Origin of the sequence: Bacillus sp. K2I17, assembly GCF_002209985.1 — a bacterium.
GTDB classification, from domain to species: Bacteria; Bacillota; Bacilli; order Bacillales; family Bacillaceae_G; genus Bacillus_A; species Bacillus_A wiedmannii.
Genome location: NZ_NJGF01000040.1, coordinates 1 through 22,434, shown reverse-complemented (window position 1 = coordinate 22,434; position 22,434 = coordinate 1). Strand labels below are relative to the sequence as shown.

At 36.8% G+C, this 22,434-nt stretch carries 24 protein-coding genes; 6 read left to right on the top strand and 18 right to left on the bottom strand.

From position 1 onward, the window contains the following. Positions 1-291: 291 nt before the first annotated feature. Positions 292-477, top strand: coding sequence for a PspC domain-containing protein (locus tag CER22_RS26420; protein WP_000044335.1), 186 nt, complete (start codon positions 292-294; stop codon positions 475-477). Between the two features lie 65 nt (positions 478-542). On the opposite strand, the gene CER22_RS26415 is transcribed toward CER22_RS26420, so the two are convergent. Next, the gene (locus tag CER22_RS26415; protein ID WP_088610024.1) at positions 543-1,115 is read right to left on the bottom strand and encodes a helix-turn-helix domain-containing protein; all 573 of its coding nucleotides are present in this window, start codon (positions 1,113-1,115) and stop codon (positions 543-545) included. 100 nt (positions 1,116-1,215) lie between these two features. Between CER22_RS26415 and CER22_RS26410 the strand changes: the two genes are divergently transcribed. Together CER22_RS26410 and CER22_RS26405 are read left to right on the top strand one after the other, a co-directional pair. Beyond that, on the top strand, positions 1,216-2,181 hold the full coding sequence (locus CER22_RS26410; protein WP_088610023.1) for a DMT family transporter: 966 nt from the start codon (positions 1,216-1,218) through the stop codon (positions 2,179-2,181). Between the two features lie 142 nt (positions 2,182-2,323). Then, the gene (locus CER22_RS26405) at positions 2,324-2,989 is read left to right on the top strand and encodes an MIP/aquaporin family protein (protein WP_000913204.1); all 666 of its coding nucleotides are present in this window, start codon (positions 2,324-2,326) and stop codon (positions 2,987-2,989) included. Positions 2,990-3,049: 60 nt separating this feature from the next. On the opposite strand, the gene CER22_RS26400 is transcribed toward CER22_RS26405, so the two are convergent. From CER22_RS26400 to CER22_RS26390, 3 genes are all read right to left on the bottom strand, one after another. Further along, on the bottom strand, positions 3,050-3,481 hold the full coding sequence (locus CER22_RS26400; RefSeq protein WP_000512998.1) for an Rrf2 family transcriptional regulator: 432 nt from the start codon (positions 3,479-3,481) through the stop codon (positions 3,050-3,052). A 118-nt stretch (positions 3,482-3,599) separates the two neighbouring features. Next, positions 3,600-4,823, bottom strand: a complete 1,224-nt coding sequence (locus tag CER22_RS26395; protein ID WP_001224961.1) for an ABC transporter permease — start codon at positions 4,821-4,823, stop codon at positions 3,600-3,602. A 2-nt stretch (positions 4,824-4,825) separates the two neighbouring features. Beyond that, entirely contained in the window at positions 4,826-5,710 is an 885-nt protein-coding gene (locus tag CER22_RS26390; RefSeq protein WP_142293574.1) for an ABC transporter ATP-binding protein, read from the bottom strand. A gap of 343 nt (positions 5,711-6,053) precedes the next feature. Here CER22_RS26390 and CER22_RS26385 point away from each other — a divergent pair, with 343 nt between their 5' ends. Next, the gene (locus tag CER22_RS26385) at positions 6,054-6,881 is read left to right on the top strand and encodes a 5'-nucleotidase, lipoprotein e(P4) family (protein ID WP_088610021.1); all 828 of its coding nucleotides are present in this window, start codon (positions 6,054-6,056) and stop codon (positions 6,879-6,881) included. A gap of 24 nt (positions 6,882-6,905) precedes the next feature. Here CER22_RS26385 and motB read toward each other — a convergent pair whose 3' ends face one another. Beyond that, positions 6,906-7,694, bottom strand: coding sequence for a flagellar motor protein MotB (gene motB / locus CER22_RS26380; protein ID WP_001256743.1), 789 nt, complete (start codon positions 7,692-7,694; stop codon positions 6,906-6,908). Further along, the gene (gene motA / locus CER22_RS26375) at positions 7,684-8,478 is read right to left on the bottom strand and encodes a flagellar motor stator protein MotA (RefSeq protein WP_060488187.1); all 795 of its coding nucleotides are present in this window, start codon (positions 8,476-8,478) and stop codon (positions 7,684-7,686) included. Before motA ends, motB begins: the two co-directional genes overlap by 11 nt. A 265-nt stretch (positions 8,479-8,743) precedes the next feature. Between motA and CER22_RS26370 the strand changes: the two genes are divergently transcribed. Then, positions 8,744-9,523: a M15 family metallopeptidase gene (locus CER22_RS26370; RefSeq protein ID WP_088610020.1), complete on the top strand. Its 780-nt coding sequence runs from the start codon at positions 8,744-8,746 to the stop codon at positions 9,521-9,523. Between the two features lie 36 nt (positions 9,524-9,559). Here the strand turns inward: CER22_RS26370 and CER22_RS26365 are convergent, their stop codons facing one another. From CER22_RS26365 to sdhC, 4 genes are all read right to left on the bottom strand, one after another. After that, on the bottom strand, positions 9,560-10,006 hold the full coding sequence (locus CER22_RS26365) for an acyl-CoA thioesterase (RefSeq protein ID WP_000822749.1): 447 nt from the start codon (positions 10,004-10,006) through the stop codon (positions 9,560-9,562). Between the two features lie 93 nt (positions 10,007-10,099). Beyond that, positions 10,100-10,861, bottom strand: coding sequence for a succinate dehydrogenase iron-sulfur subunit (sdhB, locus tag CER22_RS26360; RefSeq protein WP_001291827.1), 762 nt, complete (start codon positions 10,859-10,861; stop codon positions 10,100-10,102). Then, entirely contained in the window at positions 10,854-12,647 is a 1,794-nt protein-coding gene (gene sdhA / locus CER22_RS26355; protein ID WP_000676749.1) for a succinate dehydrogenase flavoprotein subunit, read from the bottom strand. Before sdhA ends, sdhB begins: the two co-directional genes overlap by 8 nt. A gap of 13 nt (positions 12,648-12,660) precedes the next feature. After that, entirely contained in the window at positions 12,661-13,287 is a 627-nt protein-coding gene (gene sdhC / locus CER22_RS26350; RefSeq protein WP_000678354.1) for a succinate dehydrogenase cytochrome B558, read from the bottom strand. Between the two features lie 299 nt (positions 13,288-13,586). Between sdhC and CER22_RS26345 the strand changes: the two genes are divergently transcribed. Further along, complete coding sequence (locus tag CER22_RS26345) at positions 13,587-14,036, top strand: YslB family protein (RefSeq protein ID WP_000042225.1); 450 nt, start codon at positions 13,587-13,589, stop codon at positions 14,034-14,036. 114 nt (positions 14,037-14,150) lie between these two features. Here the strand turns inward: CER22_RS26345 and uvrC are convergent, their stop codons facing one another. The 8 genes from uvrC to CER22_RS26305 form a co-directional block, all read right to left on the bottom strand. Next, on the bottom strand, positions 14,151-15,935 hold the full coding sequence (gene uvrC / locus CER22_RS26340; protein WP_088064523.1) for an excinuclease ABC subunit C: 1,785 nt from the start codon (positions 15,933-15,935) through the stop codon (positions 14,151-14,153). 147 nt (positions 15,936-16,082) lie between these two features. Beyond that, positions 16,083-16,397 (bottom strand): thioredoxin, encoded by a 315-nt coding sequence (gene trxA, locus CER22_RS26335; RefSeq protein WP_001018943.1) that lies wholly within the window; start codon positions 16,395-16,397, stop codon positions 16,083-16,085. Positions 16,398-16,607: 210 nt separating this feature from the next. Further along, positions 16,608-17,585, bottom strand: a complete 978-nt coding sequence (gene etfA / locus CER22_RS26330) for an electron transfer flavoprotein subunit alpha (protein ID WP_000101967.1) — start codon at positions 17,583-17,585, stop codon at positions 16,608-16,610. Between the two features lie 36 nt (positions 17,586-17,621). Next, positions 17,622-18,395, bottom strand: a complete 774-nt coding sequence (gene etfB, locus CER22_RS26325; RefSeq protein ID WP_001029035.1) for an electron transfer flavoprotein subunit beta — start codon at positions 18,393-18,395, stop codon at positions 17,622-17,624. 78 nt (positions 18,396-18,473) lie between these two features. Then, positions 18,474-19,250 (bottom strand): enoyl-CoA hydratase, encoded by a 777-nt coding sequence (locus CER22_RS26320; protein WP_000911294.1) that lies wholly within the window; start codon positions 19,248-19,250, stop codon positions 18,474-18,476. A gap of 11 nt (positions 19,251-19,261) precedes the next feature. Further along, positions 19,262-19,849 carry a TetR/AcrR family transcriptional regulator gene (locus CER22_RS26315; RefSeq protein ID WP_088064524.1) on the bottom strand — a complete coding sequence of 196 codons (588 nt, stop codon included), beginning with the start codon at positions 19,847-19,849 and terminating at the stop codon, positions 19,262-19,264. A gap of 106 nt (positions 19,850-19,955) precedes the next feature. Further along, a complete protein-coding gene (locus tag CER22_RS26310) occupies positions 19,956-21,641 on the bottom strand; it encodes a long-chain-fatty-acid--CoA ligase (RefSeq protein WP_142293573.1) in 1,686 nt (561 codons plus the stop codon). A 188-nt stretch (positions 21,642-21,829) separates the two neighbouring features. Further along, positions 21,830-22,434, bottom strand: a 605-nt coding sequence (locus CER22_RS26305; RefSeq protein WP_142293572.1) for a BclA C-terminal domain-containing protein, incomplete at its 5' end; no start/stop codon positions are given.

Here is a 22,434-nt window from a genome sequence, read left to right as displayed (position 1 = left end):
AATTTTAATATCAACTGAAAATTAAGACAATTAATACGACTGTTCCCTAAAAAAAATGTAATACAACCGCATAGTCTTCTCATAAATTTCCATATAGAATAGAAGTATATAGCTTGCTATAAAGTGAAACTTTGATCAGTGGGGGGTTGTTCATCCCCCCACTGATCATTAGTTAAACCAATCGGGCTTTTACGGGCAGTTAATCCCCACCTAACTTCTTTGCTTTCGCTGAATTTTTAGGTGGAGTTCTTACTACCCGTTAAAGCGGGATAAAAAGGAGTGGATTGGAAGATGTCAAAAAGGTTATGTAAATCCGAAACTGATAAAATGCTATTTGGTATATGTGGTGGTTTAGGGGAATATTTTGATATTAGCTCTACTCTCATTCGCATACTTTGGGTCATTGCTATTTTATGTTTTGGGACGGGGTTTTTAGTTTATTTTATTTGTTTATTACTTATGCCACGTTCGTACTAGTGGCATCCTGCATATACTTAATCGAAATATAAAAAATCACCTATAGAATTCTATAGGTGATTTTTTTATGAAGAATATTTCATCGTTAAATGTAATACTGCTACTTCATCTTCTTCATTTCTATAACTATGTTTTTTATTCGCTTCAAATTGAATAGAGTCAAACTCATTTAATTCGTATACATCGCTTTCTACTTGAATCGATACTTTCCCTTTCATTACTGTTACAAGCTCAATAGCACCTTCATGATGAGCTTCTGGTTCATATATACTATTCGATCTTAAACAAGCACGGTGCATTTCCATCCCCGTTTCTTTCGTATAGCTGAACATCGTTTCTAAATGCCATGCTTGTCCTACATCTACTGCAAATCCTTCTCCGCAGCGCGCCACAGCTACAGGTTCTCCAACAACCATCAATCTCGATAAAGGAATCGATAACCCTTTCGTTATTTTCCAAATGACAGCTAACGTCGGATTCGTTTCGCCTCTTTCAATCTTTCCTAATGTTAATTTACTAACCCCTGTTTTTTGGGCTAATTCTTCTAAACTTAATTTTTGTTCATTTCGAATTTGTCTTAACAGCTGACCTACTTGCTGAATGACTTCTTTCGTTTGCATATCTTCATGTTCTTTCATCTATAAAACCACCTTAAAGTATAAAATAGTTTACTTTTATTATTTTTAAGTATATCATACTATACATAATCATCAAATTCCGAAAGGAGTGCTATACTTCATGCGCGCAATTTTATTAGGCCTTTTATCATCAGCCTTTTTTTCCGCAACCTTTATTATTAATCGAGCGATGAATGTATCTGGAACGAGCTGGGCCTGGACAGCTTCCTTCCGTTTTTTATTTGCTCTCCCTATTTTATTCCTTATCGTTTTATTTCGCAAAAACTTAAGGGGTTTATGGGAAGAATTAAAGAAACATCCATTAGCGTGGATCGGATGGGGTTCCGTTGCTGGTATTGGTTTCTATTCTTTATTAAGTTTCGCAGCTGTCTTTTCTCCAGCTTGGCTCGTTGCCGGAACTTGGCAAGTTACTATATTAGCAGGTTTACTTTTATCACCATTATTCTTCGTTAAAATAGAAACGAAATCAGGCACAAAACGTGTACGCGGAAAAATTCCACTTCGTAGTTTATATGTCGCATTATTTATTTTACTTGGTGTAATTTGTATGCAAGCGACTGCAGCAGGTCATATTACAATGACTCAGTTCATTTCAGGTTTTTTACCTGTCGTAGTAGCAGCCTTCTTATATCCATTCGGCAACCGAAAAATGATGGAACTTGTTGGCGGACGTCTTGATACGTTCCAACGTGTATTAGGAATGGCAATAGGAAGTCTACCTATAACAATTTTACTTGGTATATATGGATTTTCTACTACCGGTATTCCAACATCCAGCCAAATGTTGCAAGGATTTTTGTTAGCCTTATGTTCTGGCGTGATTGCGACGATGACATTTTTCTTTGCTACTGACTTAGCCAAAGATAACCTCTCTCTACTTGGGGCTGTTGAAGCAACGCAAGCTGGAACGATGGTCTTTACCGTGCTTGGCGAAATTATTTTCTTGAATGGTTCATTTCCTGGTGGTCTTTCCCTACTAGGAATGATTATTATTATGTTAGGAATGGTTGCAAATAGCGTTTTAAACCGTTCTGCTCCAGTCGTTAAGCAGAAAAAAACTGCATAAAAAAGAGTATAGTTCTCTAACAAAGAACTATACTCTTTTTTATTGTCCCCCTATTTCGCCTTATCAGAATAGTATTTCATTAGCTGTTTATACTAAAACCTATGTTATAATACGTTTCATGCGCAATATTAGGAGGTAAATTATGTTAAAAAAAGCAATCGCTGAATTTATTGGTACATTTGTACTTGTATTATTCGGAACTGGAGTAGCTGTCATTGGCGGCGGAATTGAAGGAATTGGAACATTAGGAATCGCTATGGCTTTCGGTCTATCTATTGTGGCTATGGCATATAGCATCGGAACAATTTCTGGATGTCACATTAACCCAGCAGTATCAGTAGCTATGTTCATCAACAAAAGAATGAACGCTATGGAACTTTGTTATTATGTATTAGCTCAAATTTTAGGTGGTTTATTAGGAACTGCAACGTTAGTAACGATTTTACGCTCTGCTAAAACACCTTTAGATAATTTAGGACAAAATGGTTTTGGAACTCTTGGTTTATCTGGAGCATTTCTAGTTGAATTTATTTTAACTTTCGTATTCATTTTAGTTATCGTTGCTGTAACAGGTAAAAAAGGAAGTTCTTCTCTAGCAGGATTAGTAATTGGTTTCACATTAGTTTTAGTTCACTTATTAGGAATTCCGTTAACTGGAACTTCTGTTAACCCAGCTCGTAGTATCGCACCAGCTCTATTCGCTGGCGGAGAAGCACTTTCTCAACTATGGGTATTCATCGTAGCACCAATTCTTGGTGGTATCGTAGCAGCTATTGTTGGTAAATTCATTTTAAATACTGAAAAATAGAATTTTCAATATTTCTGAATAAAAAAAGGCGAGCCCTCATTATGAGGTTGCTCGCTTTTTTTACTCTTTCATTTTAGACTTTAAGTTTGTAACTAATTGATCTACCGTTACATTTGCAAGTACGTTTTCCATCGCTTCTTGCGCTTGCATTAAAATAATTTCTAATACTGATTGAATATTAGCTCCTACTGGACATTCAATGTTGGGATTTTCATGGAAGGAAAATAGTTGTCCTTCTTCTACAACTTCCACTGCTTTATATACATCAAGTAATGTAATTTCTTCTAAATCACGAGCAAGTGTCGTACCACCTTTACCAGCTTGTACATCAACAAGTCCTGCTCTCTTCAACATTCCTGTAATGCGACGAATCACAACTGGATTTGTATTCACACTACCAGCAATCCATTCAGAGGTACAGCGAGAGTTTCGATCTATCGCAAGTAACGTTAACATATGAACACCTACTGTAAAACGACTACTAATCCCCATCTGCACACCCTCCTTTGTATTCATTCTATTAAAAGACGACTCTTATTATTATATACTATTTTTAATTTATACATAAAGAAAAAGCATGATTCCAATAGGAAATCATACTTTTCTCTCATTATTGACGTTTTATAAACTTCGCTAAATCTTTAAATTTCACTTTATCTGAGTAATTCATTACGCCATTTACGTAAATGCGGCTTGTAACAGCACTTAAAATACCGATTGTCGCTAAAAGCCCCGCCAATGTTATCATAATTTCTAACATACCAGTTTCACCAGCTACAAAGCGTGAGAATGTAACCATCGGGGTAAAGAACGGAACATAAGAGCTTATAACAACGATAGTACTATTTGGGTCACCTAACGATTTAAGACTTATAAAGAATGCTGCAATTATTAAAATTGAAATCGGTAGCATTACACCTTGCAAATCCTCCGTCTTAGAAACAACCGCACCAGCAGCTGCATACATCATCGCATACAGGAAATATCCTGTAACAAAATAAATTAGGAACATACCGATTATTTTTGCATCTAACTTTGTAACATCAATTACGCCAAATAATGAACCATTTTCTAAATCTACCCACCCTAGTAAATAAGGAACTAAATAACCACATGCCAATATGACAAGTTGTAATAACGCCGTTGAAACAACCGCTAAAATTTTTGCATACATCATCGTAAGAGGTTTTACTTTCGGAATCATAACTTCCATAACGCGAGAAGCTTTTTCAGAAGCAATATTCATCGCAATTGTGCTTCCGAACGCAACAATAAACATATATAAAGCGAATATGAAGAAATATGCAATTCCGGCAGAGGCAGAACGATCTTTTATTGCTTCTTGTTTCACAGAAATTTCGGTTTGCAATTGTTGTGCAATTTCTGGTGAAACATTATGTTTAGCAACTGTTACCGCCATATATTTTCCCTTTAAATAACTAGCTATAATTGTAGAATTTGTTTCACTAGCGAACCCATTAAACATATACGTGACTTCTGGAACTCCATTCTTTTCAGTTACACGAAACAAACCGTCTAACTCGCCTTCTTCTACTTGTTTATGCAGTTTATTGAAATCTTCTTTTGAACCAATTGTTAATTTAGCTGATGGTAATAACTTAGTTAACTCTTCTTTTTGTATTTTATATGTAGAACTCTCTGTCACAACTGCAATTTTATCTTTATCCTTATTTTTATCATTACTTGAAGTAAAATGATTGAACGCAAAAATCCCAAAAACAATTAAAAATAAAATCGCGCTCATGATTAATGATTTTTTAGATAAAAATGCTTCCCTGAAATAAAATGAAAATACGTGAGAAAATTTACGCATCGTTATTTCGCCCTCTCTACAAAGATTTCGTTTAACGTCGGCTCTAACATTTTAAATTGTCGTAAGGTAACACCTTGTTCTTGCAACTGTTGTAAAATCTTTAGAGCTTCTGCATCATCTTGTACTTGCACATAAAGAAGGCCTTGTTGTTTTTCATACGATACATGAATAGCTTCTAATCCCTTCGCATTCTCTTCTGTATCTTCAATCGTTAAATTACGGAAACCGTACTCTTTTTTAATATCACTTAACTGGCCTTTTACGACTGATTCGCCTTTTTTCAAAATACATACATGTTGGCAAAAAGCCTCTACTTGTTCCATACGATGACTAGATAAAATAATTGTCTTTCCGCTCTGTACTTGTTCTTCAATAATGCTAGCTAACATTCCAGCATTAACTGGATCCAGTCCACTAAATGGTTCATCTAAAATGAGAAGTTCAGGATTATGAAGAAGAGCAGCAATTAATTGGATTTTTTGCTGATTTCCTTTTGAAAGCTCTCCTGCCGTTTTAGATTTATATTCCGGTATTGCTAATCGCTCTAACCAGTGATCAATAGCAAGATCTACTTCTTTTTTCGACATTCCTTCTAATCTACCAAAATATCGCAACTGGTCTATTACTCTACTTTTTGTATATAAACCTCTTTCTTCTGGTAAATACCCAATCGTTACCCCACTAGTCCCAAATGATTTTCCATCCCATGTAATAGATCCTTCATTAGGCGTTAATAATCCGAGAAGCATTTTGATTGTCGTTGTTTTTCCTGCACCATTTCGTCCAAGTAATCCTAGCACTTCACCTTTTGGTAACGAAATTTGCAAACCGTTCACTGCTTTTGATTCCCCAAATAGTTTCGTTAAGTTTTGAATTTGTAAACTCAAAGTATAAAGCCTCCCCTTTAATATCATTCATACTCTCTCTCAAAGACTATGTTTATTCAGGATAAAATATAGCACTACACTTCATCCTCTTAGTATGTAACATCTCCTTAATCCATCATTTGTTCTATTTAGTTAAAATTGTAAATAATATCATGTCATTTGTCAATTATAATTGTCATTTAGACAATAAAAGTTGTCAAAATGATTTCCATTATTTTTCTCATCTTTCTAATATAGGACATACTACTATATATACAAAAGACAATATGCAAATGTTCATAAAAAAATTTTTATATTTTAATATATAATATAAGATGATTTTCTAACATCAAGGAGGATACATATGAAGATGAAGAGGGGTATTACCACTTTATTATCTGTAGCGGTTCTATCTACATCGCTTGTAGCATGTTCAGGAACACCAGAGAAAACAGTGGCAAAAGAAGAAAAAGTAAAATTAACAGAACAGCAATTAATGGCTGATTTATGGTATCAAACAGCCGGTGAAACGAAAGCACTTTACTACCAAGGATACAATATCGGTCAATTGAAGCTTGATGCAGCTCTTGCAAAAGGGACAGAGAAAAAACCTGCTATCGTACTTGATTTAGATGAAACGGTTTTAGACAACAGTCCTCATCAAGCAATGAGCGTAAAAACAGGAAAAGGCTATCCGTATAAATGGGATGACTGGATTAATAAGGCTGAAGCTGAAGCCCTTCCAGGCGCAATTGATTTCTTAAAATATACAGAATCTAAAGGTGTAGATATTTATTACATCTCAAATCGTAAAACGAACCAACTAGATACAACAATTAAAAATCTTGAGCGTGTAGGTGCTCCTCAAGCAACGAAAGAACATATATTACTACAAGATCCGAAAGAAAAAGGAAAAGAAAAACGCCGTGAACTCGTTTCTCAAACACATGATATCGTCTTATTCTTCGGTGATAACTTATCTGATTTCACTGGTTTTGATGGGAAATCTGTAAAAGATCGCAATCAAACAGTTGCAGATTCAAAAGAACAATTTGGTGAGAAATTTATTATTTTCCCGAATCCGATGTATGGCGATTGGGAAGGCGCTTTATATGATTATGATTTCAAAAAATCAGATGCTGAAAAAGATAAAATCCGTCGCGACAACTTAAAATCATTTGATGCAAAATAAAGAGGATGGCATTCGCCATCCTCTTTATTTTCCCTTCTCTGTTAAAGGCAAGATAAACACTTCCACACGCCTATTCTTTGCCTTTCCTTCTTGTGTATCGTTTGGAGCAATTGAACGGTATTCTCCGTAACCAATCGCACTAAATTTTTCTGGTTGTAATTCTTTATTTTGGAGTAATACTTGCATAAAATTAACTGCACGCTGCGTACTTAATTCCCAGTTCGATGCAAACTGCGCATTGGCAATAGGGACATTATCCGTATGACCAGATACTGTAATCTCACGAGGTGACGCTGAAACAAGTAAGCTAGACATCTCTTTTGCAATCCCTAGTGATTCTAACTTCACATCTGCTTTCCCCGAATCAAACAGCACATTCTCTAATATTGTCACCATTAATCCCTTTTCAGTTAATTTAGTTTGAAAAGAAGAGGATAATTGTTTCTCATTAATATATTGATCAATCTTTTTTTGTAATGCTTTCAATTCATCCATTTCTTTTTTTTCTTTTTCTCTAGCTTCTTCTTGTTTTTTTGCTTGTTCTGCCTCAAGGCTACTTGCTGATAATTCCTTTTCATCATTTGGCTTCTGATCACTTAAAAACTCTTTATTTCCTGTTCCACCTGCTAATTCGCTTCGAAATGCTACTGCCATCTGTTTGAACTTCGCAGCATCTATACTACTCATTGCAAATAAAACGATGAACAATGCAAATAACAACGTTAACATATCAGAATAAGGGATTAACCAAGTTTCATCGATATGTTCTTCGTGTTTTTTCTTTTTACCTCTTCTATTTTTTTTACTCCGCATTTTTTTCTGCTCCTTTTTCTAGCTTTTTACGTTCAGTTGCAGAAAGTGCACCTAAAATGCGGTTCTTCATAATAAACGGATATGTACCCTCTTGTAACATTAATAAACAATCAATAATTAAACGTTTTTTCTCTAATTCAGCTGCAGATTTTTGCTTTAGTTTATTTGCAAATGGATGCCATAATACATAGCCTGAAAAAATACCAAAAATCGTTGCAATAAAAGCACCCGAAATAGCGTGACCTAACTTTTCAATATCAGTTAAATTGCCAAGTGCAGCTACAAGACCAATAACAGCACCTAAAACCCCTAATGTCGGTGCATATGTACCAGCTTGAGAAAAAATTGCCGCTCCTTTTGCATGCCTTTCTTCAATTGCTTCTAATTCAGCTTCTAAAATCTGTTCTAGATCTTCTGCGGATACGCCATCAATCACAAATTTCATACCACGCAAAAGAAATTCATCTTGAATTTTGTCTAATTGTTGCTCTAAAGACAAAATACCGTATTTTCTACTTTCTGATGTCCAATGAACAAATAATTCTAGCAACTGTTCATAACTTAAATCCTTTTTATTTGAACCAAAAAGAACTTTAAATAATTTTGGAACCCTTTTTAGTTGATTCATCGGAAATGCTATACATACTGCAGCAAATGTACCGATAAAAATAATTAATGCTGCGGCAGGATTCAATAAGGCATTTATGTCAGCGCCCTTGACGACCATCCCTACTACTACCGCTACAAATCCTAAAATAAGTCCAATAATTGTTGCAAAATCCATTCCCATTCACTCCTAGTCTATACAAGAAGTTCTTTATTCTCGATAATCGCTACATCTTCTTATGTATATATATTACATAAAAAATTCATTTCATGAAAGATAAGAAATGAATTAAATGAAAAAATACTACAATTTCACACATTTTCTGACATTTTCTTTGCATTTCTATTACGTTACGACTCTTATATTTCTTTTTCAGTAAACTAGACTTATAATAAAAAACGATACATATTTTATTAAGAAAGGACTGTGATTACAAGGTATCATGAAAAAGATAATCATTATTTCTGCCACTACTATTGTAATCGGTATCACTTCTTTCGCTTACTTTAGTTCTAAATCACCACTACAAAATGAGGCGAAAGCTGTCGAAAGTCAACAGCATAGTAATCACCAAAAAGAAGAGATTCCTGCTTTTCCAAAAGCTGATCATACTGCAAAGAAGCTAGAAAATGATTTTTCCGTTGTAACAAATCCAGAGTCTAATCTTGTCTTAGTTAATAAACATCGAAAACTACCAGACGGATACATACCTGAAGACTTAGCAAGACCAAACGTACCATTTACTAGTCCAAAAGATAAAGAAAAAACATTGCTGCGTAAAGATGCTGCAGATGCGCTTGAAAATATGTTTGAAGCGGCAAAGAAAGAAGGACTTGAACTTACAGCTGTATCTGGTTATCGTTCATACAAACGCCAAAAATCATTACATGATACATACGTTAGACGTCAAGGAAAAGCTGAAGCTGATTCAGTAAGTGCCATTCCTGGTACGAGTGAACATCAAACTGGTTTAGCAATGGATATTAGTTCAAAATCTGCTAAATTCCAATTAGAACCTATTTTTGGAGAGACAGCCGAAGGAAAATGGGTTGCAAAACATGCCCATGAATTTGGCTTTGTAATTCGTTATTTAGAAGATAAAACAGAAACAACAGAATATTCATATGAACCGTGGCATTTGCGCTACGTTGGTAATCCATACGCTACATACATATATAAACATCATTTAACATTAGAAGAAGCAATGAAAGACAAAAAATAAGAGAGCAAATTGCTCTCTTATTTTTCTTTCACTCTATCATTGTAGTAATTTTTTCTTCCATTCTTCAGGCCACGGTTCGCCTTTTCCCGTTTTTTTCGATGCTTGAACCATCATTCCACGGCCGACTAAACATGCTTCTCCTTCTGCATTCTTCACCATGTAATGCAAATCTAAAGAAGAATTCCCAACCGATCCCGCTTTTACATACACCTTCAACTGTTCATCAAAATATATTTGCTTAATAAAATTACATTGTAAATCTGCAACAACGATCATCGTTTCTGAAGATTCATGCGTCCATTCTTGCATAAATCCAAGTTCTTTAAACAATGCGATACGTGCTTCTTCAAAATAGGTAAAGGCAACGACATTATTTACATGCCCAAACATATCTACTTCACCAAAACGAACTTTTACAGGATTGTAAAATGAAAAACCACTTTCCCATCGCTCAAAGTCCTCAATATAAGAAATCCTCTTCATTGTTTCCTCTCCTTTTCGCCTTCAAAATAAACAGAATAAACAGAAAAATAAAGTTATAAATATTGCCTCTTCAACATGAAGAGGCAATATTTATTAATAGTTATTGTCGCTACCAAAGAAATCTTTAAACGATTGAATTGTTGTATCACGGTTTAATGCCGCAATTGAAGTTGTTAATGGAATACCCTTCGGACATGATTGCACACAGTTTTGAGAGTTACCACAGTTTGCAAGTCCTCCATCTCCCATAATTGCACGTAAGCGATCTGCTTTATGCATTTCACCCGTTGGATGTGAGTTGAATAAACGAGCTTGTGATAACGGTGCTGGTCCAATAAAGTCAGATTTACTATTTACGTTTGGACATGATTCTAAGCAAACACCACATGTCATACATTTTGAAAGCTCATAAGCCCATTGACGTTTCTTCTCAGGCATTCTTGGTCCTGGTCCTAAGTCATACGTACCATCAATTGGAATCCAAGCTTTAACGCGTTTTAGAGCGTTAAACATGCGACTACGGTCAACTTGTAAGTCACGTACAACTGGGAATGTCTTCATCGGCTTTAAGCGAATTGGTTGTTCTAACTGATCAATAAGAGCTGTACATGATTGACGTGGTTTTCCGTTAATCACCATCGAACATGCGCCACATACTTCCTCTAAACAGTTCATATCCCATGCAATCGGAGTCGTTTGGTTTCCTTTTGAATCAACAGGATTACGACGAATTTCCATCAGTGCCGAAATAATGTTCATATTTGGACGATATGGAATTTCAAACTCTTGGTCAAACGCTTGAGCGTCTGGTCCATCTTGTCTCGTAATGATGAGGCGGATTGTTTTCTCAGACATGTTGCTTATCCCCCTTCTCTTCACCCTTAGCAGCTACATCATGTTTTGAGGAATAGTCACGTTTACGTGGTTTAATTAATGAAACATCCACTTCTTCGTAATGGAATGCTGGTGCATTTCCTTCTCCTTCAAATTTCGCCATCGTAGTTTTTAAGAAGTTTGCATCATCACGATTTGGGAATTCAGGTTTGTAATGCGCCCCGCGGCTCTCATTACGGTTATATGCGCCAATTGTAATAACACGTGCTAACTCAAACATATTTGCAAGTTGGCGTGTAAATGAAGCACCTTGGTTACTCCATCTCGCTGTATCGTTAATGTTAATGCGTTTGTAACGCGCCATTAACTCTTCAATTTTCGCATCAGTTTCTAGTAGCTTTTTATTTTCACGAACTACTGTAACGTTATCTGTCATCCATTCTCCAAGCTCTTTATGAAGAACATATGCATTTTCGTTACCATCAAGCGTTAAAATATTGTTAAATTTCTCTGTTTCGATTAATTCATTTTGCTCATATACAGTAGATGAAACAGCATCAGACGATTTAGAAAGACCTTTCATATACTCAATCGCGTTCGGTCCTGCTACCATACCACCGTAAATTGCTGATAATAGTGAGTTCGCACCAAGGCGGTTACCACCGTGCATAGAATAATCACACTCACCTGCTGCAAATAAACCTGGAATACTTGTCATCTGCTTATAATCAACCCATAGTCCGCCCATTGAATAGTGAACTGCTGGGAAGATTTTCATTGGTAGTTTACGAGGATCATCACCTGTAAACTTCTCATAGATTTCAATAATTCCACCAAGTTTAATATCTAGTTCTTTCGGATCTTTATGAGAAAGATCTAAGTACACCATGTTTTCACCGTTAATACCTAGTTTTTGCTCTACGCAAACGTCAAAGATTTCACGCGTTGCAATATCACGAGGTACAAGGTTTCCGTAAGCCGGATATTTTTCTTCTAGGAAGTACCATGGTTTACCATCTTTATATGTCCAAACACGGCCACCTTCACCACGTGCCGATTCACTCATAAGACGTAATTTATCGTCTCCAGGAATTGCCGTTGGATGAATTTGAATGAACTCGCCGTTTGCATAATATGCGCCTTGTTGATATACAGCAGAAGCTGCTGTACCTGTATTAATAATAGAGTTAGTTGATTTCCCAAAGATGATACCAGGGCCCCCTGTTGCCATAATCACGGCATCAGCTTGGAAACTTTTAATCTCCATTGTTTGTAAGTCTTGTGCAACGATTCCTCGGCACACACCTTCGTCATCAACAACAGCTCGTAAGAAATCCCAACCTTCATATTTCGTTACAAGTCCTGCTACTTCGTGACGACGTACTTGCTCATCTAATGCGTATAGTAATTGCTGTCCAGTTGTTGCACCAGCAAATGCTGTACGGTGATGTTGTGTTCCACCAAAACGACGGAAATCAAGAAGCCCTTCTTCCGTACGGTTGAACATAACACCCATACGGTCCATTAAATGAATGATACCAGGTGCTGCTTCACACATTGCTTTAACTGGCGGTTGGTTCGCTAAGAAGTCCCCACCATAAATTGTATCGTCAAAGTGGATCCATGGAGAATCCCCTTCACCTTTCGTATTTACGGCACCGTTAATTCCACCTTGGGCACATACAGAATGTGAACGTTTTACTGGTACTAAAGAAAATAGTTCAACATTTACTCCTGCTTCCGCCGCTTTAATCGTTGCCATTAAGCCGGCCAAGCCACCGCCGACTACTATAAGTTTCCCTTTCATGCTCTCCCACTCCTTACTGGTTTGCTAGCTGTGGATCGATGAACGCTAATAATGCACTCACACCTACATAAGATAGACCTAAGAAAATAGCTAATGTTACATAAGTAGAGATTCTTTGTGAACGTGGAGATACTGTAATTCCCCAGCTTATGCAGAATGTCCATAGTCCATTTGCAAAGTGGAAAATTGTTGAAACAACACCAACTAAGTAGAATGCAAACATAGCTGGATTGTTTAAAATATCTGCCATCATATCATAGTTTACCTCTTTACCTAGCATTGCTTGAATACGAGTTTCCCAGACGTGCCAAGAAATGAAAATCAGTGTAACGATACCTGAAATTCTTTGGAAGACGAACATCCAGTTACGGAAATAACCGTAAGAAACCGCATTGTTCTTAGCTGTAAATGCAATATATAAGCCATATATAGCATGGTACAGTATCGGTAAAAAGATGATGAAAATCTCTAGCGCATACCGGAATGGAAGGAGCTCCATAAAGCCTGCAGCTTTGTTAAAAGCCTCTGCTCCTCTTGTTGCAAAGTTGTTTACAATTAGATGTTGCGTCAAAAAGACACCAACCGGGATGACCCCCATTAATGAGTGCCACTTACGAAACGTATACTCGCGGCCTTTCATGTCCCCATTACCCCCTTGAATGTTTGACTGCTGTTTTCAGATTAATTTACAACAATAATGTTTTTTCACTATTGGCATAAGAAAAACTGAAAAAATTATTCGAAATATTTCAGCATAATTTGATAACAAGTTCATTTTACCCCTATTTTTGTCGAAGCGTCAAGAAAACGTATACATAATTTGCATATAATTTGCCAATTCTTTTTCCCTTCTTATATATTCAGATTTTCCCAAAGAAAAATCTGTTTTTATAAATGAGAAATGTTATATAATAATCCCTATAGAAAGAGGGGAATATTGTGAGTAAAAATACAATCGATACAACATCTTTAGAAGATGTTTCATTGAACGCCTTCGCTTATGAATTGCTACGTGAAGAATTACTACCTGATTTAATCGGTAACGATTTAGATGGTATTTTATACTGGTCTGGTAGAAACCTTGCAAGAAAATATCCACTAGAAACAATTGAAGAAGTCATTCAGTTCTTTGAAAAAGCTGGCTGGGGCACTTTAAGCATTATTGAACATAAGCGTCGTGAAATGCAGTTCCAACTTAAAGGCACACTCATCGCTGAACGTCAAAAACAAAACAGACATTCTTCTTATCAATTAGAAGCTGGATTCATCGCTGAACAAATTCAAAAGCAACGAAACGTAGTTGCAGAGTCCTATGAAGAAAAGAAAAAACGTTCAGACTCTATTACATTTCTTGTGAAATGGGATATAAAAGATCTCATTGAAGTGTAGCATTACCTACAGTCAACTAGACATATAAGTTTAGTTGACTTTTTTGTATTTTCATTCAGTTAGGTTTATTTTAAATCTTCAGAAATTATACCAAAAAATAGAAGACGTTGTAAACTACAACGTCTTCTTATCCGCTAAATAAGTATAAATCGTCTCTGCGACATTTTTCGGCATACCCGCTTCGACAAATTCCGTTACAGAAGCTTCTTTCATCTTTTTTAGCGACCCAAAATGTTTCAACAATATCTTTTTTCGTTTATCTCCAATTCCAGGAATATCATCCAGTGCTGATTGAATGACAGATTTCCCGTGTAATTGACGATGGAATGTAATCGCAAATCGATGCACTTCATCTTGAATGCGCTGCAATAAATAAAATTCTTGGCTATTTCGCTCAAGCATCACAGGTTCAGGTGGATCTCCAATAATTAAATGGGAAGTTTTATGTTTGTCATCTTTTACAAGCCCTGCCATCGGAATATATAAACCGAGTTCGTTTTCTAGAACATCACTTACAGCTGCCAGATGCCCTTTTCCACCATCAATAATGATTAAATCTGGTAAAGGCAAACTCTCTTTCAGCGCCCTTGTATAACGGCGTCTCACAACTTCTCTCATAGACTCATAATCATCTGGTCCTTGAACCGTTTTAATTTTATATTTCCTATATTCTTTTTTAGCTGGTTTCCCATCGATAAAAGCAATCATTGCAGAAACAGGATTTGTCCCTTGAATATTTGAGTTATCAAACGCCTCAATACGATAAGGTGTTTCAATCCCGAGCTGCTTCCCTAAATGATCTACCGCCTTAATCGTTCGCTCTTCATCACGTTCAATTAAGTAGAATTTCTCTTCAAGAGCAATCTTCGCATTTTTATTTGCTAATTCTACAAGATCTTTTTTCTTACCACGTTTCGGCTGTGTCGCTTCAACTTCTAAAAAGCGCTCTACTAAATCTGAGTCTATACTTCCTGGAACGACAATTTCCTTCGGCTTAAAATGACTGCTGTTCTCATAAAATTGACCGATAAACGTTAAAAATCCCTCTTCTGGTTCATCGTAGATTGGAAACATAGAAACATCACGTTCAATTAGCTTTCCTTTTCGAACGAAGAAAACTTGAACACACATCCATCCTTTATCAACTGCATACCCAAACACATCACGATCCACTAAGTCACTCATAATCATCTTTTGTTTTTCCATAATCGCATCGATATGAGCAATTTGATCCCGCAACTCTTTTGCACGTTCAAATTCTAGTTTCTCTGAAGCTTCATACATCTTTGTTTCTAATTCTGAACGAACTTCTTTATGCCCACCATTTAGAAACTTAATAATTTCATCTACAATTTCTTTGTTTTGTTCTTCCGTCACTTCTTTCACACAAGGCGCTAAACATTGACCCATATGATAATATAAACAAACTTTATCTGGCATATTTGAGCACTTACGAAGCGGATACATACGATCTAGCAGCTTTTTCGTTTCATGAGCTGATTGTGCATTCGGATAAGGACCAAAATACTTTCCCTTATCCTTTTTTACATTTCGCGTAATAAGTAATCGCGGCTGTTTCTCAGCTGTAATTTTAATAAAAGGATATGTTTTATCATCTTTTAATTGAATATTATATTTTGGATCATGTTTTTTTATTAAGTTTAACTCTAAAATGAGAGCCTCTAGATTTGAGGAGGTTACAATATATTCAAAATCTACAATTTCTCCTACAAGCCGCAGTGTTTTTCCATCATGCGAACCAGTAAAGTACGAGCGCACACGATTTTTAAGCACTTTTGCCTTTCCGACATATATAACCGTTCCTTGCTTATCTTTCATTAAATAACAACCAGGTTGATCTGGTAAAATAGCCAATTTTTCTTTTAAATGTTCGTGCACTCGTTACCCTCCATTTCTACATGCTTAGCATCTTTATTTTCACATGAAAACATACTATGCCAAAACACCCAACATACGTTCCTTTATTGTAACGGAAAGGTGTAAAAAAGGAAAATAAAAAAGGCTACCAAATGGTAGCCCTTTATTTTAGAAGTGTTTAGAAACTAATTCTACTAACGCTTCTTTCGGTTTGTAACCTAACGCTTGATCAACTACTTTACCGTCTTTTAATACGAAAAGAGCTGGAATGCTCATTACTTCGAATTGACGAGCAGTTTCTTGGTTTTCATCCACGTCTACTTTTACTACTTTTACTTTTTCGCCTAGTTCTGCATCAATTTCCTCTAATACAGGAGCGATCATTTTACAAGGTCCACACCAAGGTGCCCAGAAATCTAATAATACAACACCTTCGCTAGTTTCAGCTGCGAAGCTTTGGTCATTTGCATTTACAATTGCCATTTTATTTCCTCCTTCAAGTATATTCTACCAAGAGTATATCATTAACTTATATACGTGGCGAATAATATGTATCGTTATGTATTGTAACAAAAAAGTGTTCCTTTATACTATATAAAAATACGGATTAAATACTAAAAAGATGAGAGACAGGGGATCTCTCACCTTTTCTATATATAGGGGTACTTCACTTGGAACTCAAGGGTACTCAAATCATGAATGTACTTTTAACTTTTTAAACTCTTCTGTTAAAAGAGGTAAGACTTCAAATAGATCGCCAACAATACCATAGTCAGCTACTTTAAAGATACTTGCTTCTGGGTCTTTATTAATCGCAACGATTATTTTTGAGTTAGACATACCAGCTAAATGCTGAATCGCACCAGAAATACCGCATGCAATGTATAAGTCTGGCGTAACAACTTTACCAGTTTGACCAATTTGTAATGAGTAATCGCAATACTCAGCGTCACAAGCACCACGAGATGCTCCAACAGCGCCGCCTAATACGTCAGCTAACTCTTTTAATGGCTTGAATCCTTCTTCACTCTTCACACCGCGTCCACCAGCGATAATAACTTTCGCTTCAGAAAGGTCAACACCTTCTGCCGTCTTACGGACGACATCTTGAATAATTGTACGTAAATCTTTCACATCTACTGTAATAGAAGACACGTCACCACTGCGAGACTCATCTTTTTCAAGCGTCGCAATGTTATTTGGACGCACTGTCGCAAATAAGATACCGTCTGTTACAATCTTCTTCTCAAACGCTTTACCAGAGTAAATCGGACGAGTAAAGATAACATTTCCACCTTCAACATCTAAAGCAGTTACGTCAGAAACTAGACCAGCTTCAAGCTTCGCTGCTAATTTTGGTGATAAATCTTTACCCAGTGCTGTATGTCCAAATACAATACCTTCTGGCTTTTCTTCAGCATATACAGCTGAAAATGCTTGTGCATAACCATCAGATGTATATGATTTTAATTTATCATTTTCAACTGTCACAACGCGATCTGCACCGTAATGAATCAATTCATTTGCAAAAGAGGCAACGCTGTCTCCAACTAGAAGACCTACTACTTCACCGCCTTCTGCAATTGTTTTTGCTGCTGCTACCGCTTCAAACGAAACGTTACGTAGCGATCCATCACGAACTTCACCCATTACTAATACTTTACGAGCCATAGATTTTCCCTCCTGCATATATAATTTCGTATTTTATTAGATTACTTTCGCTTCTGTATGGAGCAACGATACAAGTTCTTTTACTTGATCTTGCAGCTCGCCTTGTAACACTTTTCCTGCATCTTTCTTAGGAGGCAAATAGATTTCAATTGTTTTTGTCTTTGCTTCCACATCATCTTCTTCTAAATCTAAATCATCTAATTCTACTTCTTCTAGTGGCTTTTTCTTCGCTTTCATAATACCTGGAAGCGATGGATAACGAGGTTCATTTAAACCTTGTTGTGCTGTTACTAAAACTGGTAATGAAGTTTCAATCACTTCCGTATCACCTTCAACATCACGCTCAATCTTCACGTTTGTACCGTCAATTTCAAGTTTTGTAATTGTCGTTACGTACGGAATATTTAACGCTTCTGCTACGCGTGGACCAACTTGTCCAGATGCACCATCAATTGCAACGTTCCCGCCTAAAATTAAATCTACATCTTTATCTTTTAAATATTCAGCAAGTACTTTTGCTGTCGTGAACTGGTCACCATTTTCCACATCATCTTCAATATTAATTAATACAGCTTTATCGCAGCCCATCGCTAATGCCGTACGAAGTTCTTTCTCACTATCTTCGCCACCGACTGTTACAACAGTAACTTCGCCACCTTGTGCGTCTCTTACTTGAATTGCTTCTTCAATCGCATATTCGTCGTAAGGGTTGATGATGAATTCCGCTTCGCCATCGTAAATTGCACCGTTTTTAATTACGATTTTTTCTTCTGTATCAAATGTTCGTTTCATGAGTACGTAGATGTTCATTCCATTTACCCCCTTGTTTTTCAGAAAGATTCTATCAATTTTAATTTTCTGTTAATTTATATTAAAAAAATAATTGAACTACCTGCCACTAAATGAAGGCTTACGTTTTTCTAAAAACGCTGCTACACCTTCTCTTCCATCTTCACCCGTAAATACTTCACCAAAGATTTGAGCTTCGCGTTGTACACCTTCATAATAATGAGACGATTTCGTCGTTTGCAATAACTCTAGTACAGCACGAGTCGTCGCTGGGCTTTTTCCAGCAATCTGTTTTGCAACTTTAAGCGTATCATCTAAAAATGTTTCTTCAGCAAAAACTCCGTTAACAAGTCCCCATTTTAATGCTTCTGCACCAGTAATCGGTGTACTTGTTAACATCATTTCACAAGCTTTCGCTTTCCCAACATAACGTGGTAATCGCTGTGTACCTGCAAATCCAGGAATTAATCCAAGTGTTAATTCAGGTAAACCAAGTTTTGCACTTTCAGTTGCAAAGCGCATGTGGCAAGACATAGCAAACTCAAGGCCGCCGCCAAGTGCCGCTCCATGAATTGCCGCGATAACTGGTTTTGAACATTTTTCAACACGCTCAAACGTAACTTGTCCAAGCTGCGCTAATTCTGTCGCTTGCTTCGCTTCAGTAACAGATGTAAATTCTTTAATATCTGCTCCCGCCGAGAAGAAGCGCCCTTCACCGTGAATAACAACAACACGAATGTTATCATCCTTCTCCACTTGATCAATTAATTCAGTAACGTCATGCATAACTTGTGAAGACATCGCGTTTGCCGGCGCATGATTTAACGTCGCCACCGCGATATGATCTTCAACTCTTACAGATAGGAATTTCAACATGATCCCTCCCATTATTGACGATAACCACAAGCTGCAATAAGTAGCCCATGTACCGTTTTTGAAAGTGCGACCAGATCATACTTATGATCGCTCATTACCCAATTGGTCACAACTTCATCTACTGTTCCAAAGATCATTTGTCTTGCCACGCGAACATTTAAATCCGCTTGGAATTCACCTTGCCTTATACCTGTCTCTAAAATCTCATCCATAACTTGTAAGTAGCCTTTTAATACTTCATTTATTTTTAGGCGTAAGTCTTGATTGGACTGTCTTAGCTCTAATTGCGTAACGATAGCAAGAGGATCATTTTGTGATAACAGCAAGAAGTGCGTTTCTACCAACATGAATAACTTCGATACAGCGCTTTCAATTCCTGCTGTTTTTTGACGAATTGTTTCGACAAAATCTCCCATCTTCTCTTGGAATAAGGATATTAATATATCTTCTTTATTTTTAAAATATAAATAAATCGTGCCATCAGCTACCCCAGCTTGCTTTGCTATTTTAGAAACTTGCGCTTGGTGGTACCCATTCTCCGCAATCACAATGACTGCCGCATCAATAATTTGATTGTATTTCGGTCTATTTTTCTTCACTTTACTGTCCCCTTCAAGAAGATGACTGAATGAATAGTCATTCATATTCTTATAATACTGACTATTTAGAAAAGTGTCAATCCTATTTTTTCAAAAAGAAAGGGCCTTAGCCCGTTTGCTCATCCTCATTTTTTCTTTTCTCTTCATCTATTAGGACACGGCGTAAAATTTTTCCGACTGTCGTTTTCGGCAGTTCATCTCTAAACTCATATACTTTCGGCACTTTATAAGCCGCTAAATATTTACGCGCAAACTGGTTTAATTCTTCCTCAGAACACTCCGCACCTTCTTTTAACACAACAAATGCTTTAACTGTCTCTCCCCGGTACGGATCGGGAACTCCAATCGTCACTACTTCTTGCACTTTTTCATGCTCATATAATACTTCTTCTACTTCGCGAGGATACACATTAAATCCACTCGCAACAATCATATCTTTCTTACGGTCTTTCACATAGAAAAATCCATCTTCATCCATGTAACCAACATCCCCTGTATGAAGCCATCCGTCTTGTAATACAGCTGCTGTTTCTTCTGGCTTATTCCAATACCCTTTCATAATTTGAGGACCCTTTACAACAATTTCACCAATTTCACCCGGAGGTAAAGCCTCTCCAGTTTCAAGTGACATAATGTTTGCCTCTGTATCTGGCCACGGCACACCAATACTTCCTGGCACGCGTTTTTCCCACAAAAAATTCCCATGTGTAACTGGCGACGACTCCGTTAATCCATAACCTTCTACCAATTTCCCACCTGTAACTCTCTCAAACTCTTCCTGTACTTCTACAGGAAGCGGGGCAGATCCACTAATACAAGCTTGAATAGAAGAAATATCATATTCTTTTAAGAGGGGACTATTTAATAGAGCAATATAAATGGTCGGTGCCCCTGGAAATAGTGTGACTTTATGTTTTTTTATCGCTTCAAAAACCATTTTCATATCAAACTTCGGAATCAGCACCATTTTATATCCTTGCATAATACTTAAATTCATTACAGCTGTCATCCCATACACATGAAAGAACGGAAGGACACCAAGAATTACTTCTTCCCCTTCTTTACAATTATATAGCCAATGAGCTCCCATTAAAGTGTTCGAAACAAGGTTTTTATGCGTCAACATAACGCCTTTCGGAAATCCAGTTGTTCCTCCAGTGTACTGTAAAAGAGCTAGATCATTTTCAGGATCACAAGGCACTTCAACATTAACATTACTTTCTCGTTCTACTGATTTCCATAGATGAATCGTTTCGCTTTCCGACACATTCACAACAAGATTTGCCTGCTTTTTTTGTACAAATGGATAAAGTAAATTTTTAGGGAAGGGTAAAAAGTCCGCAATCTGAGTTACGATAATATGTTCAATTTTTGTAGCAGATTGAACATTCGTTACTCTTGGAAACACTAAATCGAGACAAAGAATTACTTTTGCTCCCGAGTCATGAAGCTGGTATTCTAATTCTCTTTCTGTATATAGTGGATTTGTTTGTACTACGATACCTCCCGCAAGTAATGTACCATAATAACCAATTACAGATTGCGGACAGTTCGGCAACATAATAGCAACTCGATCACCCTTTTCCACACCGAGTTTTTGAAGATAATTTGCAAACCTCTTCACCTTATCGTGGAAGTCTGAAAATGTAATATCCTTCCCTAAAAAGTGAAGCGCTTTCTTTTCTGGATAGCGTGAAGCCACCTGTTCCACATATCCATGAAGCGGCTGAATATCATAAGAAATCGTACTTGGAATTTCTCCTGGATAACTTTTCAACCATGGTTTTTCCACCTTCATTCCCCCTTCAAATACATAAAAATAAATGAATGTTCATTCATGATGGTTGGTTTCATTATATTATAGTCGCCATAACGTTACAATCATAATATTCTGACTTTTATATAACTATGCTTCACTCCATTAACTTCTTATTATATGTATAAACTCTCCTAATCTTAAAAGAATAAGAGAGTTATTATTTAGCTTAACCTTATTATCGTTAACACAGCTCCTGGTGTAGTTGTTGATAACGTTGCAACAGCTACCAAACCAAATAGTTGCAAACTAATGGCACTTCCAGCCGCAAGAGTCGTAATAATTGTTGCACTAAATGATGTAGTTGCTAACGCAGGAGAATTGATCGTTCCAGCAAGAGGTGCACCATTAATTGTAATCCGCGAACTGACTAATAATGAAGCCGTTATATTAATCGTATATGAAATATAATAATTCCCCGCATTTGCAGCCGTAAATACTGTATTCCCCCCAGAAACAGTAATACCTGGACCAATATTTTGATTATTCGGAAGCGGGACATTCGTTCCACCAAGAAGTACCGATATCGCTGTTCCCGACGTATTATTTGCAAAAGCGTATGTTGCCGTTATACTTGTGCCAGTTGCCCCCGTGTCTCCTGTTGGACCTGCTGAACCTGTTATTCCTGTTGCTCCCGTCGGACCCGTTGAACCTGTTATTCCCGTCGCTCCTGTTGCTCCCGTTATTCCCGTCGCTCCTGTTGCTCCCGTCGCTCCTGTTGGACCTGTTACTCCCGTCGCTCCTGTTGGACCTGTTGCTCCTGTTATTC